At 66.8% G+C, this 16,120-nt stretch carries 16 protein-coding genes; all 16 read right to left on the bottom strand.

Annotation, left to right across the window (positions count from 1 at the left end; translation table 11 throughout):
* Window positions 1–48 precede the first annotated feature (48 nt).
* Window positions 49–2,742, bottom strand: coding sequence for a TonB-dependent receptor domain-containing protein (locus ACTIEZ_RS11985; protein WP_439546911.1), 2,694 nt, complete (start codon window positions 2,740–2,742; stop codon window positions 49–51).
* A gap of 83 nt (window positions 2,743–2,825) precedes the next feature.
* Window positions 2,826–4,400 (bottom strand): hypothetical protein, encoded by a 1,575-nt coding sequence (locus ACTIEZ_RS11980; protein ID WP_439546910.1) that lies wholly within the window; start codon window positions 4,398–4,400, stop codon window positions 2,826–2,828.
* Between the two features lie 184 nt (window positions 4,401–4,584).
* On the bottom strand, window positions 4,585–5,283 hold the full coding sequence (locus tag ACTIEZ_RS11975) for a hypothetical protein (RefSeq protein WP_439546909.1): 699 nt from the start codon (window positions 5,281–5,283) through the stop codon (window positions 4,585–4,587).
* Entirely contained in the window at window positions 5,283–5,690 is a 408-nt protein-coding gene (locus ACTIEZ_RS11970) for a hypothetical protein (RefSeq protein ID WP_439546908.1), read from the bottom strand. The genes ACTIEZ_RS11975 and ACTIEZ_RS11970 overlap by 1 nt, the downstream gene beginning before the upstream one ends.
* Window positions 5,684–6,340, bottom strand: coding sequence for a type II secretion system protein N (gspN, locus tag ACTIEZ_RS11965; RefSeq protein WP_439546907.1), 657 nt, complete (start codon window positions 6,338–6,340; stop codon window positions 5,684–5,686). The genes ACTIEZ_RS11970 and gspN overlap by 7 nt, the downstream gene beginning before the upstream one ends.
* A complete protein-coding gene (gspM, locus tag ACTIEZ_RS11960; RefSeq protein WP_439546906.1) occupies window positions 6,337–6,804 on the bottom strand; it encodes a type II secretion system protein GspM in 468 nt (155 codons plus the stop codon). The genes gspN and gspM overlap by 4 nt, the downstream gene beginning before the upstream one ends.
* A complete protein-coding gene (gspL, locus tag ACTIEZ_RS11955; protein ID WP_439546905.1) occupies window positions 6,801–7,829 on the bottom strand; it encodes a type II secretion system protein GspL in 1,029 nt (342 codons plus the stop codon). The genes gspM and gspL overlap by 4 nt, the downstream gene beginning before the upstream one ends.
* On the bottom strand, window positions 7,826–8,791 hold the full coding sequence (gspK, locus tag ACTIEZ_RS11950) for a type II secretion system minor pseudopilin GspK (RefSeq protein WP_439546904.1): 966 nt from the start codon (window positions 8,789–8,791) through the stop codon (window positions 7,826–7,828). The genes gspL and gspK overlap by 4 nt, the downstream gene beginning before the upstream one ends.
* Window positions 8,788–9,417 (bottom strand): type II secretion system minor pseudopilin GspJ, encoded by a 630-nt coding sequence (gspJ, locus tag ACTIEZ_RS11945; protein WP_439546903.1) that lies wholly within the window; start codon window positions 9,415–9,417, stop codon window positions 8,788–8,790. Before gspJ ends, gspK begins: the two co-directional genes overlap by 4 nt.
* A 125-nt stretch (window positions 9,418–9,542) precedes the next feature.
* A complete protein-coding gene (gspI, locus tag ACTIEZ_RS11940; protein WP_439546902.1) occupies window positions 9,543–9,899 on the bottom strand; it encodes a type II secretion system minor pseudopilin GspI in 357 nt (118 codons plus the stop codon).
* The gene (locus ACTIEZ_RS11935; protein ID WP_439546901.1) at window positions 9,883–10,320 is read right to left on the bottom strand and encodes a GspH/FimT family pseudopilin; all 438 of its coding nucleotides are present in this window, start codon (window positions 10,318–10,320) and stop codon (window positions 9,883–9,885) included. The genes gspI and ACTIEZ_RS11935 overlap by 17 nt, the downstream gene beginning before the upstream one ends.
* Window positions 10,295–10,726 carry a type II secretion system major pseudopilin GspG gene (gene gspG, locus ACTIEZ_RS11930; RefSeq protein ID WP_439546900.1) on the bottom strand — a complete coding sequence of 144 codons (432 nt, stop codon included), beginning with the start codon at window positions 10,724–10,726 and terminating at the stop codon, window positions 10,295–10,297. Before gspG ends, ACTIEZ_RS11935 begins: the two co-directional genes overlap by 26 nt.
* A complete protein-coding gene (gspF, locus tag ACTIEZ_RS11925; RefSeq protein ID WP_439546899.1) occupies window positions 10,723–11,931 on the bottom strand; it encodes a type II secretion system inner membrane protein GspF in 1,209 nt (402 codons plus the stop codon). Before gspF ends, gspG begins: the two co-directional genes overlap by 4 nt.
* On the bottom strand, window positions 11,924–13,393 hold the full coding sequence (locus ACTIEZ_RS11920) for a GspE/PulE family protein (RefSeq protein WP_439546898.1): 1,470 nt from the start codon (window positions 13,391–13,393) through the stop codon (window positions 11,924–11,926). The genes gspF and ACTIEZ_RS11920 overlap by 8 nt, the downstream gene beginning before the upstream one ends.
* On the bottom strand, window positions 13,390–15,474 hold the full coding sequence (gene gspD / locus ACTIEZ_RS11915) for a type II secretion system secretin GspD (RefSeq protein WP_439546897.1): 2,085 nt from the start codon (window positions 15,472–15,474) through the stop codon (window positions 13,390–13,392). The genes ACTIEZ_RS11920 and gspD overlap by 4 nt, the downstream gene beginning before the upstream one ends.
* A gap of 1 nt (window position 15,475) precedes the next feature.
* Window positions 15,476–16,027: a type II secretion system protein N gene (locus tag ACTIEZ_RS11910; protein WP_439546896.1), complete on the bottom strand. Its 552-nt coding sequence runs from the start codon at window positions 16,025–16,027 to the stop codon at window positions 15,476–15,478.
* Window positions 16,028–16,120: the final 93 nt, after the last annotated feature.

Raw genomic sequence — 16,120 nt, 5'->3', positions numbered from 1 at the left:
AACCGCCGGCGCTGTTGCCAGCGCCGGCGGCGTGTTTTGCAAACTGATTCAGAACCGGGCCGATAGACCGGCCTGGAATGTGCGACCCAGCACATAGGTGTTGGTATCGATGCGGCTGGCGTTCAGGGTCTGGAATTCCTGATAACGGGTGTTGGTCAGGTTGCGGCCTTCCAGCTTGGCTTCAAGGTTCAGGCCCCCGATCTTGATAGCCTGGCGCAGCACCACGTCCAGCCGAATGCCCGGCTTTTCAATGATGTCCGGTTGGCCCGACGGGCCACGGAAAGCAACGCGGTTGCTGGCATAGTTGAACAGGATCGTCTGTTCCGACAGGGAGCCTTCGTCCTGGATACCCAGTTGCACATTGGCGATGTGATCGGACTGGCCAGTGAGCGGCAAGCCATCGCGGAAAATATCCGTCGCTGGTACAACTTCACCCGAAAGCGGGAAGCGCGCGGTGTCCCCGGGGCGCGATGAAATTCGCGAGTCTGTATAAGTATAGTTGGCGGAGATGAAGAAGCGCCGCGTTTCGAACAGTCCTCCCCATTGATCGAGCGAGAAATATTTCTGCGCTTCCACTTCCGCACCAAACAACCGGGCTTTCGGCGCATTGGCGTAGGTGTTCTGGAACGTGCCGCCCTGCACGAAGGCGATGGCGTCGATCGGGTTCTTGAGGTCCTTGTAGAAGGCGCCCACTGCAATCCGCTCGTCCCGGCCGAAATACCATTCATAGCGCGCTTCGGCATTGATCAGTTCGCTGTTCACCAGGAACTGGTTGCCGAAACTCAAGCGATCGCTTTCGGTGTCGAAGTAAGGCTGCGGCGCCAGTTCGCGGAATTGCGGGCGAGCGATCGTCTTGGAGGCGGCAAATCGCAGTTGCATGTCGGCCGCAAAGTTCCAGGTCACGGTCGCCGCCGGCAGCCAGTAGCCGCGGTTGATGTTGGTTGGCGTATTGAATGCCGAACCGGGGTTCGAATTGAACACATCGACCGGCGTGACGATCTGGCGGCCATTCTCGTAACGCACGCCCGCGACCACCTGAACGCCATCGGTCGGTTCCAGTTCAATCTGGCCATAGCCGGCGTGCGTCGTCAGTTCGGCAAGATAGATTGGCGCCACCGTCGATGTGGTGTTCAGGATGATGCCATAGGTAAAGACATTGAAATCGGAAAGCAGGAAGTCCGGACGCTGTTGCGCGACCGACAGGGGCAACGCCTGGTTTGTCTGGAAGCGATACTCGAAACGCGATGATTCACGGTCGGCATTGCTGTAGGCATAGCCACCGGTCAGCCGGATCGGGAAGGGGCCGCCGCGGATGCGGTAACCAAGGTCGATGCCGCCACCCAATACATTCTCGTTCAGCCGGCTGAAGGCCACGTCACTGCGCTGCCCCGGTGAGCGCAGGTCGTTGATGAAATCATTCACTTCCTCAGAGAACGCATAGTTATTGTTGCGTTCATAGGGCGAAAGCCGCTTGGAATTGGCATAGGTGCCGCGCACGTCCAGCGTGAAATCGCCGAACTTGAACTCACCCACCAACTGCGTATCGATCAACTGGCGACGGAAATGCGCTGTGTTGTTGCGTTGGAGCAGCCGGTCGACACCCACGTTGATGTCGTCGGTGCCGGCCTGGATACGGGCTTCCTTGATGGTATCGTTCACATACAGGCTGGTGAAACGAATGCGGTGATCGGCAAATTCGGCCCCAATGCCCACCAGGCCGTTCAACAGGCTGTGGATTTCAGTGGCCGCAAAATCGAAATCGATATCAGGTGCCAGAAATTGCTGGCCATCCGGGCCAATGCGCTCCCCGCCCGACAATTGCTGCTTGCCGGCCTTGGTTTGCCAATTCTGTGAGAAGCCGGCAGCAAAGTTGAAGCCGATGCGCGCATCGCCCACTTCGAAGGCGCGACCGCCTTCCATGCTGGCTGCAAAGTTCACCGGAATATTGTCGTTGCGGAACACGAGATTGGTCTGCGCATTGTTGAGCGAGGCTGTGATGTCTTGCAGCTGCCCTAAGGTATAGTTGGCGCCGACTGCCAACGGGGTCGCATTGTTCTGGCTGGCAGCGAGGCCGGCCGGCAAACTGCGGGTGCCATCATCGAAACCCGTCCAGTCATAGCGACCGCCGGAATAGACATAGCCCAACTGGCCGGTTGTCGCCGTGTTGGCGCCGATGCTGCCGTTCACGATGAAGAACGGCTCCTTGGGTACGGCGCGCGTCGTAAGGTTGATCACGCCGCCGCCGAATTCGCCGGGATAATTTACCGAATAGCTTTTCTGCACAACCGACGATGCCAGCACCGAGGTCGGGAACAGATCGAGCGGCACCACGCGGCGTAGCGGATCCGGCGACGGGATCGGCAGACCGTTGAGCAGCGCCAAAGAATAACGTTCACCAAGGCCGCGCACATAGACGTAGCGACCGCCGACCACCGACAGGCCGGTCACGCGCTTCAGTGCGCCGGCGATATCGCCTTCGCCGGTGCGTGCGATATCGGCTTGCGTCAGGATCGATACCACCTCGCGGCTGATGCGCACCGTGTTTGGAATGCGCTGGCCGATGACGACGATTTCGCTGCCGCCGCCGCCTGGAACAGAAATTTCGATTTCTTCGTCTTCCGGCGGCGCTTCGGCGGCTGGTGGTGCCGGCGCAGCGGGTTGGTCAGCTGTTTGTGCCCAGGCAGGCAGGGCCACGCCCGCCAGCATGGTGGATGAAAGCAGGATATGCAGCGGCTTCGGCATGTTCATTGGTCAGACCCCCTGGGAACGCCACTCAATGTGGCCTGGCAAACGGCCGGGGCTTGACGCCCCGGCCGTCAGGGTGATCACCGCATCGGAACAGGCGGGGTTTCGCAGGCCGGGGTGCCGAGACCCAGACCACAGGTCCAGCCGGTGAACCAGCGATCGTTGGCATCACGGAACGCACCCACATAGGTCGTGGTGTCGAAGAAGTCGCGGATCGCCGTGTTGGCAGAGCCCGAGAACAAGGTTTTCGGGTCGGTGGCCACAGCGCCGGTTTCGAAGCTGCCCGGCAGGAACTGGTTGGCCAAGGTAAGGGTGACTGGCGGCAGCAGATTGTTGTTGCCGGTGATCAGCGGTGTGATCTGGGCAACCGGAACATCGGCCTCGTCGCGCGCTGCAACGGTGCAGCCGAAGATGACCGAACGGAACACTGGCGGGCCACGCTCTTCAAGCGCCGGGTCAGCCGCAGCAACCGTCTGGTCTTCGTCGATATCCAGACAGATGTTGTTGCTCGCCGCTGAATGGGCGATGATCGAGTTGACCAGCGTGAAGTCGACACCGCCGCGATAAAGCAGCGCATCGACCGGGCGGCGATGGATGAAGGTGACGTTGGCCATGCGGGCCCAAGCGCGCGGGAAGCGCAGACCGCGCCCAGTGGATTCAGCTTCGATCGAACGGTCACCACCATCGGCGCGCTGCAGCACAAGCCCATATTGCAGCGAACCCTGCCAGCCCAGTTCGACGTCGAGCGAGTCATCGTCGGCGCCGGTAACAACAATAAACTTCTGATTGAGACGGCCACCGAACCATTCGATGCCATCATCCGAGCTGTTGTGGACCTGCAGATGCTGGGCGAACGTGCCCGAACCAACGCCAGCGAAGGTGATGCCATTCAACTCGTTGCCGGGTGTCACTTCGAAACCCGGATAACGCACCTGCAGATAGTTCAGGCGGCCCGAGTTGTCGGACGGGGTGCCGCCGCCGAAGAAGGCGCCGGTCAGGCCTTCGACCGCCGACTGGCAGCTGGCCGTGCCCGGTGTGGCACCAGCGCCGACACACGTGTGGATCGGTGCGCGCCCGAGGATGACGAGACCGCCCCACGCGCCGATCGTCGAAGAGGTGGCCGTGCCTTCCATGTTGGAACGGCTGGTCATGATGATCGGACGCGTCGAGGTGCCTTCGGCAAAGATCTGCGAACCACGGTTGACCACCAGCGAGTCGGCGCCTGACGAACCGAAGATCACGACGCCCGGTTCGATGGTGAGAATGGCGGCCTGACCGCCAGCAAGCGGCGCAGCGGGATCAGCCCCCAGATCGATACCCACGTTAACGCGACCGCTCAGCGAGTAGACAACACCGGCCAAGTTGCGCAGGTTGAGCGTGCCAGTGATGTTGCCCGAAATCTGGCAGTTGCGCAGTTCGTTGATGACGCCGACGTTGACCGTGCCGGTGGGGCAATCGGCAGCCGGGCCAGTAGGGGTCGGTGTTGGGGTTGGCGTCGGTGCGGGCGCTGGCGCTGGCGCCGGCGCGGGGGCCGGAGCAGGCGCCGGAACGATCAGCACGCCCTCACCAGGGGACGCAATGTTGGTAGCACCATCGCAAGCGGCCAAAGCCACTGCAGAACCAATCAGCAGCAGTGCGCGAAGTTGGAGATTCATGGGACGCCCCTTTGGCCCTTGGGTTGGCAAATTTCGGGGTGCGGCCGTGGCCGTTGGTCTCCGCCCCCGAATTGAGGCCGGGGATAGAGGCGATTCGTGGCAGGATGATTACATGATTGTTGCACAATAATGACAAAGATCACGCGGTACCGTTACTTTGCTAAGTGTTATCTAAACGCTAACCTCAGCGGGGCACCATGATTTCCATCAGCTTTCCATCTCGACGAAGGCGCAGCAGCAACTGGCCATTGGCTGCCAGTTCTAACGGCAGCTCCATTATTTTTTCTTCAGACACAAGTTCCGCGCCATTTGCAGACAGTAAAACATCCCCGGGCCGTACACCCGCGCGCGCCAGTGCCGGCAGCCCGGCCAGGCTGGTCAACCGCCAACCGTTCAGGCCCTTCGCCCCGCGTTGCGGTGCCAGTGCCAGACGCCACGGGGTTGGATCGCCGCCGGGGGGAACCGATGCTGCAACGGGCAGTTGGGCGGCATCCGGAAAGGCCAGCACCTGCTCCCCGGCTGGCCCGGCCAGGATGGCGCGGCCAGCTTCGACGCGCAGCAGCCGCAGGCCGCCGGGCAGTGTGCGGCCAGGGCGCAGCAGATATTGCCGGCCGCCGGCCAGGATGATGGCCATGCCGCCATCCGGGCCGGAGCGCAGGCCGGCCAAAGCCAGGTCATTCGGGGCTGAAATGGGAGAAATTATGGCCGGTGCCGGGGCGTTGGTGGCCACAGGTTGGGCAATGATGGCCGCAACGGGGGCGTCGATGGCCGGAGTCGCGCCCGTCGGCCCGCGCAGCAGCCAGACCAGGGCCGCGGCCATCGCCAGCCCGCCGCCAATCGCGATGGCCCATTCCTTGCGCGTGTTGCCAGCCCGTGCAGCCATCACGGGCAGCCGGCAAGACCCGCGACCGGCAGCACCAGCGCGCTGCCGTCGGATTCGGTGATGGTCAGGCTGCCGTCACGTACCACCGCGCCGCCGGCCGTGGCCGGCAGGATGGTCAGCCGCACTTCATAGCTGCGGGTGGCGGAGCGGTAGCGGCTGGTGGGCGCGAACCCCAGCACGGCAGTGCCTTCGGTGGCGATAACCGGCAGATCGTTGATCTGGCCATCAATCATCAGCCGCAGCAGAGCCGGGTTGCGGCCGAGCATCGCGAAGCGTTTTGTCGAGGCGCGATCCCACAGGAACAGCGCACATTCGCCGGCTGGCAGCGGCTGCGGCGGCAGTTCGGTCAGGCCGGCGGGCAGGCTGGTGGCGGCAAGCTGCGCGGCGATAAGGGCGGCAATCACCATGGTCCGCTCCGGTTTAGCACAGTTTCACCGTTCATGCGCCCGAAGCCGGCAGCGGACAGCGCCAAGGCTTCGGCAGGCGCTGCGCCGGCGATGGCGAGGCGGGCCTGCCAGCCTTGCGGTGTGACGCGCACGTCGAGCTTCACGCGGCCGTCCGGGCTGGCCAGCGGTAGCAGCAGCACCGAGCCTTCGCAGCGCGGCGCGCCGGAAAGGCTGGTCTGTCCGGCGAGCGCGACAGCAAGGGTCGCAGTGACTTGCCCGGACGCGCTGCGGCAGCGGCCGTCGACTTCGAGCGTGACGGCGGTGTCGGCCAACGTGATGCCGGCCAAGGGCAAGCCGGGCAGGGCGGTGCCGGCGAGCGTGCCGGTCAGGCCCTCGCCGCCGCCGCCGGACGCGCTTTGGAAGAGTTGTCCGCTCAGCGCGCCGGCGAGTTGCCATTGCAGGCGCCCCTGAAACAAGGCCGCCGGTTGCAGGGTGAGTTCGACCTGGCCCAATCTGGCGCTGCCGATGGCGGCGTCTGCCATGCTCGCGCGCCAGATGCTGCCGGATACGGCGGCCGCAGACAGCGGTGGTGCGGGCAGCAGCAGGCGGGCGGGCAACAGCGCGATTGCACCGATCGCGAGGCCGGTCAGGAGGGGCCAGATCCGGTTCATTGTGCTCGCCGCACGGTCATCCGCACGCGCACCGATTGGTCACGATTGCGGTTGGCCTCGAGCTGGTCGATCACCAGGCCATCAATGGCTTCCAGGCCGCTGGCCCAGCCCAGCAGCAGCCGGCCGTTGACCGCGGCGATCTCCAGCACCGCCTGGCCTGGCCCCTGGGCTTCGAGCCGGGATGGCTGCAGGCCGGCTTCGGCGAGGCGGCGAGTGAGCGTGTCGAGGACCGGCGCGCCATTGGCCGCGGGGCGCGCGCGGATGGCGGCGACCAGATTTTGCGCTTCGGTACGGCGAACGGCGGCAGCGCTGGCATCGATAATGGCCTGTTCGCGCGCGACCGCGAGCGGGCGCAGCACCAGCAGCCAGATCAGCACCGCAGCGAGCAGCATGGCCATGATCGCTAGCAGCACGCGCTCCCGGGGCGTGCGATCATTCCACCAGGGGGTGAACACGGCCATCATCGGCGCACCGTCACGTCAGTGATGCTGGTATCCGGCGTGGCGCGGGTGGTTCCGATGCTGATGGCGAGGCCATTCGGGGCGAGCGCGGATGCCAGCGCCTGGGCTTCGTCGGGGCCGCCGGCGACGCCGGCGACCAGCCCGCCAGCCGGTGTATAGGTCAGGCTGCCGAGGCCGGCACCGGGGCGCTGCGCGAGCGCCTGCACGACAGGCGCAGCCAGCGCAGCCAGCCCGCCATCGGCACCGCGCTGGCGGGCAACGGCTTGCAGGCCGGCCAGTGCCGCGGCTTCATCGTCAGCGCCAGCGGGCAGTAGCGGCCGGGCCAGCGCGAGGGTTTCGGCATCAGCTGCGCTGGCAGCAGCGCGGGCCTGCACCAGCGCCGCGACGTCGCCGGCCAGCCACAGCCCAGCGATGGCCGCAGCGAGTAGCGCCCAGCGTTTCCACAGGCCAGCCGGCGCCTGCCAGCGGGTGATGGTGGCGAAATCGCCGACCAACAGATTGAGCGCGTCCGGCGTGGGCGAGGCGGGCGAAACTTCTGCAACGGGATCATTGCCGATCAGGGCGGCCGCGAGATCGGCTTCGGCCGCAAAGGCTGCGTCGGCGCTGCGGGCCAGCACGCGGGCCCCGTCGCGCGCCACAGCCCAGCCGGTGGCGGGCACCGGCAGCAGCAGCGGATCGGGAATGATGCGGCTGGCGGCAAGGCCGTTCCGCGCCAGTTCAGCCAGCCAGCCGGCCATCACGGCGCGGCTGACGACGCCGACCGCGCGCGGGCCGGCGCCGGGTGCCACGGCGATATGTGGGTCAGTTTCGGCCAGCCGATCGGCCAGCGCCAGGCGCGCGGCGGCAGCGGCTTGGGCGGGCGCCAGATCGGGCAGATCGAGCCAATGCAGCGCGATATCCTCGCCGGGCACTGCCAGCACCAGCGGCACGGTGGGATCAGCCGTCGGCCAGCCTTGCGCGCTCGCGACCAGGCGGCCGTCGCCCCAGCGCTGCCAGCGCACCGCGGGTGCCAGATGCACGAGTATCATTCTTCCGGCCCCCAGCGCCGCGCCACCAGCCGGGCGGGCATGCGGCTGACGTCGATCAGGCCGGTGGCTGCGATCGGCTGTAGCGGATCGAAGCCGGTGACGGTCAGGCTCATCCAGCGATCGCGCAACTCCGGCTGGCGCAGCACATCGGCTGCCACCGGGCGACCGGCGAGCAACGGCTGCGACCAGAAATCGCCGAGGCTGGCCCAGCCGGTTGCGGGCCGCGCGGCGATGGCATCGCGCGCCGTGGGCAGGGCGGCGCCGGTGATGGCAGCGAGCACTGGCGCATCGGCCGGCGTCATGCTGTTGATGTTCGGCCGCGACAGCTCGGTTTCGGGCAGCGCGCAGATAAAGGGCCGGGCGCGGGCATAGATAGCAGGCGTGACGCCGGCGACCGCGCGCCATTCCGAAACTTCGGCAAGCGGTGTCGACGCGGTGCGATAGGGTGTGGCGGCGCGGGCATAGGCCGGGTCTTCGGCGCCGCCGGGGCCGGGCTGTTGGTCGATGTCGATCCAGTCTGCCGTTGCTGCGGCGATGCGGGCGGCTTCGTCGGTTGGCACGTCAAGCCCAGTCAGCAAGCGGGCAAGTTGTTCGACACCAAGCGGCCGGGTGACGGTGCGGCCCGGTGGCCCGAGCGCGACGCTGTTCAGATTGAAGCAATTGCCGCCGGGCGTGATGGCCGCGCGTACGGCGGTGCCGGTGCCGGGCGCTGCAAATTGCATCCCGCCCTTGGGCAGCGGGATCGCGGGCGCCACGCTGGCCACCGCGATGGTTTCGGCAGCGAGCACGGCGGCTTCCTGCAGCGCGCGGCCGTCACGATTGACCTCCAGCGCGCGGGCCAGGCGCAGCCGGTCAAACAGGCTGGTGGACAAGGCGGCGAGCACGCCGACGAGGACGAGCACGTTGATCAGGGCGGCGCCTTGTTCGCGGTGGGGGATTGCCGGGGGAACCTGTCGCGTCATGCTGTGCCCCCCGGCCCCACGAGCAATATGTGGCGGATCTGGCCGATGTCCTCGCCGGCAAGCGTCAGTTCAATGGCGTGCGGCAAGGCAGCCGGGGTGGTGCCCACCCAGTTTTCCTGCCAGCCGCCGCTGCCAGCAAAGCGCAGCCGGGCGCTGGTGATCCCGCTGGCCAGTATGGTTTCGGTGCCGGGCGCATCGCCGTCCAGCATCGGGGCGGCGCGGCGGATCAGATCGCCGTTTTCGATTGTCCAGGTGACGCGTTGCAGGCTGGCGCGGGCGGCGCCATCCGGGTTGCGCCATCCGCGCCGGATGAGGGTGAAGAGGGCGCCGTCGTTGGCACTGAACGCCGCGCGGTTGCGGCCTTCGCCGTCGCGCCAGGGGCGCGGCGCGGCCTGGCTGGTGTCGGCAGTGAGCAGCGCGCGCATTCGGATTTGCGATTGGGCGTCGTTGAGCAGCGTGCGGCTGCTGTCCCCGGCTTGCACGGCGCTGCTGAGCAGCACGGTGCCGGCGGCAGCCATCACGCCGAACAGGAACAGGCCGACGAGAAGTTCGATGAGGGTGAAGCCGGATTGCGCTTGGGGCCGTGCCGCACATATCTCATTAGCCCGGCGAATGCCGGGGCCCATCGCGCGAACTTCGGGATTGGGGAGCTGGTTTCGGGGCGTTGCTGCAAATACCCCGCAAAGCGCGCGTGGCGACACAGCATGGGCGATGGGCCCCGGTGTTCGCCGGGGTGACGATAAGGAACGCATCACCGCCCGCTCCACAGCAATTGGTCGCTGGCGATGATCTGGCCGGCATCCCCGCGCACGTCCACGATTACCAGTTGGGTGCCTGGCACCGGGCCGGCCACCACGCGGCGTTGCCAGGCCCAGTCGCGCTGGCCGGCGCGTTCGCGGCCTTGATCGGCGGCCGGCGGGGTGGGGGAGAGTATGGCCTCCAGCGTCTGGTTGCGCGCCACCGTCGCCGCATATTGGCGATCGGCGAGCTGGACCGCGCCGGACAGGGACAGGCCGGACAGGCGCACGAGCGCGACGGCGGCCATGCCGAAGATGGCAAGGGCCACCATTACCTCGATCAGGCTGAAGCCGTTAGCCCGGGCCGGCACGGACGCCTCCTGCAGCATCGATGGTGACCGCAGCCGCGCTGCCATCCGTGCTGATCAGCAGGCGGGCCGGGGTGGCGAGGCCGGTGGCATCGAAATCGACGCTGGCCACCGGCAGCGCCATGCCGGCGGGCAGGGCGGCAGGTTTCATGGTCGGATCGGGAAACCAGCCTGCTGCTGCTTGTCGCAATATTTGCCAGCCGGCGACATCGGTGGCGAGGCGCACCGCGCAGCCGCAACTGATGGCGAGATCGCGCGCAGCGGCAGCGTGGGCGGCGAGCCGGTCGGCTTGGCGGCGCACGTCACCGCCCGGCGCCGGCAGCGACAACATCAACGCTGCACTGGCCACGCCGATGATCAGCATGGCGACGGTGAGCTCCACGAGGGTGAAGCCAGCTTCAGAGGTTCCAGTTGCCGATGTCATCGGCCTCCCCTCCCGGGCCGCTGGTGCCGTCGGGCCCCATCGACCACACGTCGAACAGACCGTGGCGGCCGGGGCTGGCATATTGATAGGGGTGGCCCCAGGGATCGTCGGGCAGGCGCGTCAGGTAGCCGCCGGGGCGATAGCGATCGGGCTGGCCGAGATCGGTAGGGGCGGATTTCAGCGCGGCGAGGCCCTGCGACGTGCTTGGGAACACCATGGTATCAGCCTTGTAGCTGGTGAGCGCGGTTTCCAGCGCGGCGATGTCGGCGCGAGCGCGGGTGATGGCGGCCTTGTCGACATTGGGCAGCACGTTGATCACCACGACCGTGGTGAGGATGCCGATGATGACGATCACCACCATCAGCTCGATGAGGGTGAAGCCGTTCGGGGTGCGTTTCTTGCTCATGCGCCTGCCAGTGTTTCAAGTTGCAGGATGGGCAGCAGGATCGCGAGCACGATGATCGCCACGGCGCCGCCCATGACCAGGATGATCGCCGGTTCCAGCACGGCGAGGCCGGTGCGGGTGACGGCATCGAATTCGCGCTCCAGCGCTTCGGCGCCGCGTTCCAGCATCGTATCCAGCCGCCCGGCACTTTCGCCGCCGGCAACCATGGCCACCAGCAGAGGCGGCAGCACGGCGGCGCGCTTCATGGCGCTGGTCAGGCTGGCGCCCTCGCGGATGTCGCTGGCCATATCGGCGACACGGGCGCGGATGGCGTGATTGCCGATGGTTGGCAGGGTGAGCATCAGGCCATCGACCAAAGGCAGCCGGCTGGCGACCATCATGGCGAGCGTGCGCGCCAGCCTTGCAGCGGATAGATCGCGCAGCAGCCGGCCGACCATGGGCAGGCGCAGCAGCCAGGCATCGAAGCGCAGGCGAAATTCGGCATCCTGGAGTGCGCGGGTGAATAGCGCGGCGGCGCCGGCAATGACGATCATGATGAGCCACCAGAAATTGGCCAGGCCGCTGCTGAGCGCCATGACGATGCGGGTGAGCAGCGGCAGGGTCTGGCCGATGTCGGCGAACTGGCGCGCGATGGTGGGGACGACGAAGGCCATCAGCGCCGCCACCGCCAGCGTGGCGACGATGGCGAGTGCTGCGGGGTAGGCCAGCGCCGAGGTCACGCGACCTTTCAGTTCGGCCTGGCGTTCCAGCAAATTGGCGAGTCGTTCGAGCACGGCTGGCAGCGTGCCGGCGCCTTCACCTGCGGCGACCATGGCGCGGTAGATCGGCGGGAAGCTGCCGGGGGCCAGCGTCATCGCATCAGAGAGGCGACGGCCTTCGACGACGGCGCCGTGGACACTTGCGAGGACCGCCTTGCTGTGTTCGGATTCAGTTTGGCGCACGATGGTGCGCAGGGCTTCTTCCAAGGGCGCGACGCTGGCCAGCGTGGCGAGTTGACGGGTGAAAAGCACGAGCGCAGAGGGCTTCAACTTGCCGCTGATGCGGGTTTCGGTGGGGGTCGCAACGGCGGTGGCGGGTTCCAGCTTGGTGGCGAACAATTTGCGTTCGAGCAGATCGGCGCGAGCGGATTCCTGGGTGGGCGCGGCGAGGCGCCCGGCGCGCGGGCGGCCGGCGATATCGAGCGCTTCGTAGCGCCAGTCAGCCATCTGCCGACTCCATGGGGGCTGGTTCCAGTTCCGGCATGCCCATTACGCGCAGCGCTTCGGCCGGGCTGGTGAGTCCATCTATCACGGCCTGGCGGGCGATGGCGGTGAGGCCGGGGCTACCCGCTGCTTCGGCCAGCTCCACCGCGCTGGCGCCGGTGTGGATGCGGGTGGCGAGCCCGTCGGTCATGCGGATGATTTCGAACAGGCCGACACGGCCTTGCCAGCCCGAGTGGTTGCAGGCGCCGCAGCCATCGGCGTGCCAGATGGTGTCGCCGGGGTTGAGGCCGAGGGCGACGGCTTGCGCGGCATCGGCCGGGTGGGCGGTGCGGCAGGCCGGGCACAGGCGGCGCACGAGGCGCTGGGCGACGACGGCGCGCAGCGTGGCGGCAAGCAGGAATGGCTCCACGCCGAAATCACGCAGCCGGGTGATGGCGCTGGCGGCGTCGTTTGTGTGCAGCGACGACAGCACCAGGTGGCCGGTGAGCGCGGCCTGCACGGCGATGGCCGCGGTTTCGCCATCGCGGATTTCGCCGACCATCACCACGTCAGGGTCTTGCCGCAGGATGGCGCGCAGGCCGGCGGCGAAGCTGAGGCCGACGCGGGCATTGACCTGGGTCTGGCCGATGCCATCGACGGCATACTCGACTGGATCTTCCACGGTCAGGATGTTGCGGCGACCGTCGTTGAGCAGTTTGAGCCCGGCATAGAGCGTGGTGGTCTTGCCGCTGCCGGTGGGGCCGGTGACGAGGACGAGGCCATTGGGCTCGGCCAGAGCGGCGCGCAAGCTGGCGTCGATGGGCGCCGGCATGCCGAGGCCGACGAGATCGATGCCGGCATTGTCCTTGTCGAGCAGGCGCAGCACGACGCGCTCTCCCCCGCGCGCCGGCAGGGTGGAGACGCGCACATCGAGGCGCTTGCCGCCCAGGGCGAGTTCCATGCGGCCGTCCTGCGGCAGGCGGCGCTCGGCGATGTCGAGGCGGGCCATGACTTTGATGCGGCTGGCCAGCAGTGGCGCCACATTGGGCGGCAGGCGGTGGAGCTCGCGCAGTTCGCCGTCGAGGCGCATGCGCACGAGCAGGCCGGATTCGAATGGTTCGATGTGAATGTCCGACGCCTTCAGGCGGGCGGCTTCCGCGATCAGCCCGTTGATCAGGCGGATGGCGGGGGCTTCGTCGTCGCTGGCCAGCAGATCTTCGGCCGACGGCAGATCATCACCCAGGCCGGCGAGATCATCGGCGCCGCCGGCGTAGCTGCTGTTGGCATAATGGTTTTGCAGCAGGCGATCGAATTCCGGGGCGGAGACGTCACGGATGCTGAGCGGCCGGCCGGCAAGGCGGCGGACTTCGGTGAGTGCGGCCGGGCTGCTGCCGGCGCGGCGGGCGACCTCGGCCGTTTCGCCCAAGGCCGTGACGATGCAGCCCTGCGTGCGCGCGAAGCCGTAAGTGAGGGTGGGCGCGGTCATTGTGGCGGTACCGGTGCAGGCGGCAAACCCGGCGGGGTCGTCTTCAGATAATCGCGCACCAGCGCATCAAGGCTGGTGGCGGCGCTGCCTTCGCGGGTGGCCTGTTCGGTGCGGACATAGTCGTAACGGTCCCCGGCAATGCGCTGGGCGTCTTCGGCATTGCGGATGATGGTCGGGCGGATGAACACCATCAGATTGGTCTTGGTGCGGTTGCGCGATCGGGAACGGAACAGATTGCCAAGCACCGGAATGTCGCCGAGCAGCGGCACCTTCTCGATGGCGCGGCGTTCATTCTCGTCGATCAGGCCGCCCAGCGCGATGATCTGGCCGTCATCCACGGTCACGGTGGTGCTGATCTCGCGCTTGTTCAGGATGATGTCGGGCACATTGTCGGTCACCACGGCGGATGCGATACTGCTGACTTCTTGCCGGAGGGCCAGCTTGATGGTGTTGCCGGCGTTGATCTGCGGCCGCACGTCGAGCACGATGCCGATGTCCTGGCGCTGTACGGTGCGGAAGGCATTGTCGAAATTGTTGGATAGCGCCTGGCCGGTGGCAAGCGGCACATTCTGGCCAACGAGGATATGCGCCTGCTGGTTGTCCAGCGCCATCACCGATGGGGTGGAGAGCACGTTGGATGCGGTATCCGCCTTCACCGCGTTGACGACAAAGCCGAACACCGCGCCGCTGCCGAGATTGCCGCCAAAGCCGAACTGGCCACCATTGGTGCTGAGCAGGCTGTTCACCGCGGCATTGCGCAGCGCCACCGAGGTGGCGTCATCGCGACCGTAGCGATTTTCCGACGCGATGGCGCCGGCGACTGACAGCAGGTTGGGCGCGGCATTGCTGTAGTTGGTGACCGAGAAGGGGATGTTGCTGCCTCCTGTACCCGACAGCAGGAATTGCACACCAAGGCGCTGTGCGGCGATGTCGCTGATCTCGACGATCACGGCTTCGACAAGCACCTGTTCGCGGCGTACATCCAATTGGCGGATCACCTCGCCCAAGCGGCGCTGCACATCGGCGGGTGCGGCGATGACCAGCGCGTTGGCGCCTTCGTAGCGCGCGATCACCGCCTGGCCGCGGCCGATGGTGGCGCCGGGCACGAAGCCGCTGGTGCCCAGGCTGCCGCCGGTGGTGGGCGTCGGTTGCGGCGCGGTATTTTGTTGGGTCTGCTGCGGGCTGGCGCTGTTTTGCGCCATTGCCCCGCCGAACGCGCTCTGCATCGGCTGTGCCAGCGGCGCCGACTGGCTGGCCGGGCTGACCGGCTGACCGACGAGCTGTTGCAGCACCGGCACCAGTTTTTCTGCATCGGCGTGATTGAGGAAAATCACCCGTACATCGGCGCCGGCGGCGGCAGCCGTGTCGAGATCAGCAATGATGCGCGCCAGCTTGGCCAGCGTGTTGGGGTCGCCGCGCAACACCAGGCTGTTGCTGGCATCGACTGGCGCGACCTGCCAGCCGCGGCCTTCCGCGCTGCCTTGCGCAATCTGGGACAGGCTGGTGGCGATTTCGCGGGCACCGGCGTGTTTCAGTTCGATTACACGCACGGCGGCGCGATCCTGATCGATTTGCCGGGCAAGCGCGCGCACGCGGGCGACATTGTCGGCATAATCGGCGACGATAACGGCATTGCCGGCGCGATTGGCGGTTACCTGGCCTTCGCGGCTGACCAGCGGCCGCAGCGTTTCGACGGCGCTGGCGGCATCGATATAGCTGAAATTAAGGACCGTGGTTTCAAACCGGTCGCGCCCAGTGCCGCCCGACGGCTGGGTGGCAGCGCCATCGGCCGGCGCAACGCGAAAAGCACCGCCTGCCGCCGGGGTGACAACCAGGCCATTGGCGCGCAGCGTGGACAGGAACAGTTCGAAATAGCCGGCCTGATCGAGCGGCCGTTCGGACACCACCGTCACCTTGCCCTGCACGCGCGGATCGATGATGAAACTGCGCCCGGTAGCTCGCGCGACATCCTGAATATAGGCGCGGACATCGGCATCGCGCAGATTGACCGTCTGCTGGGCGAAGGCGGGGGCGGCGATGAGGTGTGCGGCCAACAGCGCGGACAAGAAACGGCGCATCATTTCACTTGCGCTCCGGGCTGGGCGGCGGCGGCGCCATCACTTGTGGGGCAGCGGGCAGTGGCGGGGTGGCTGCGCCTGGCGAGATCACGCCATCGGCGGCAACCGGCGACTGATCGATATAGAGAGTCTCCCGCACGCCGCCGCGATCGAGCGTCACCGATTCGAATTCTACCGCGACCAACTTCACACCCGGCATGATCTCGTCACCCACGGCAAAACTCTGCTGGCGACCATCCGGCGTTGCGATGATCGCCGATCCGCGCGCGCTTGCGGCATCGACACGGGTGCCAACCAGCGCCAGATCGAGCGAAGACACTGCATCGGGTGCAGTGGCGCTCTGCGGGAAGAAGGGGTCGCTTGCCGCGAGCACCATCGGCGAAGCGGTTGCGGCGGCGGCAATTGGCTGCGTGCCCAGCGGCCCGGCCGGCGTTACCGTCAGCCACAGCGCGCGCGCCAGCAGGATGCCGGCGCCGCCCCAGCCGATCACTTCGGCGAAGGCGAGCGCGCGAGCCTGAACAGGCATCTTGCTCTGGTTGGCGATCAGCTTCTGCACCCCCACACACTCCATCGGCCGTGCCGGGAATCCAAGCCGGATTCGAAGCGCGACCTTGCCCTATCGGCTGCGTGTGACGGTAAGGTTACAGCA

The organism is Sandarakinorhabdus sp. (assembly GCF_051860625.1).
Classification (GTDB): Bacteria; Pseudomonadota; Alphaproteobacteria; order Sphingomonadales; family Sphingomonadaceae; genus Sandarakinorhabdus.
The sequence above is the reverse complement of the archived record's forward strand: the minus strand, read 5'-3'. Positions and strand labels throughout refer to the sequence as shown.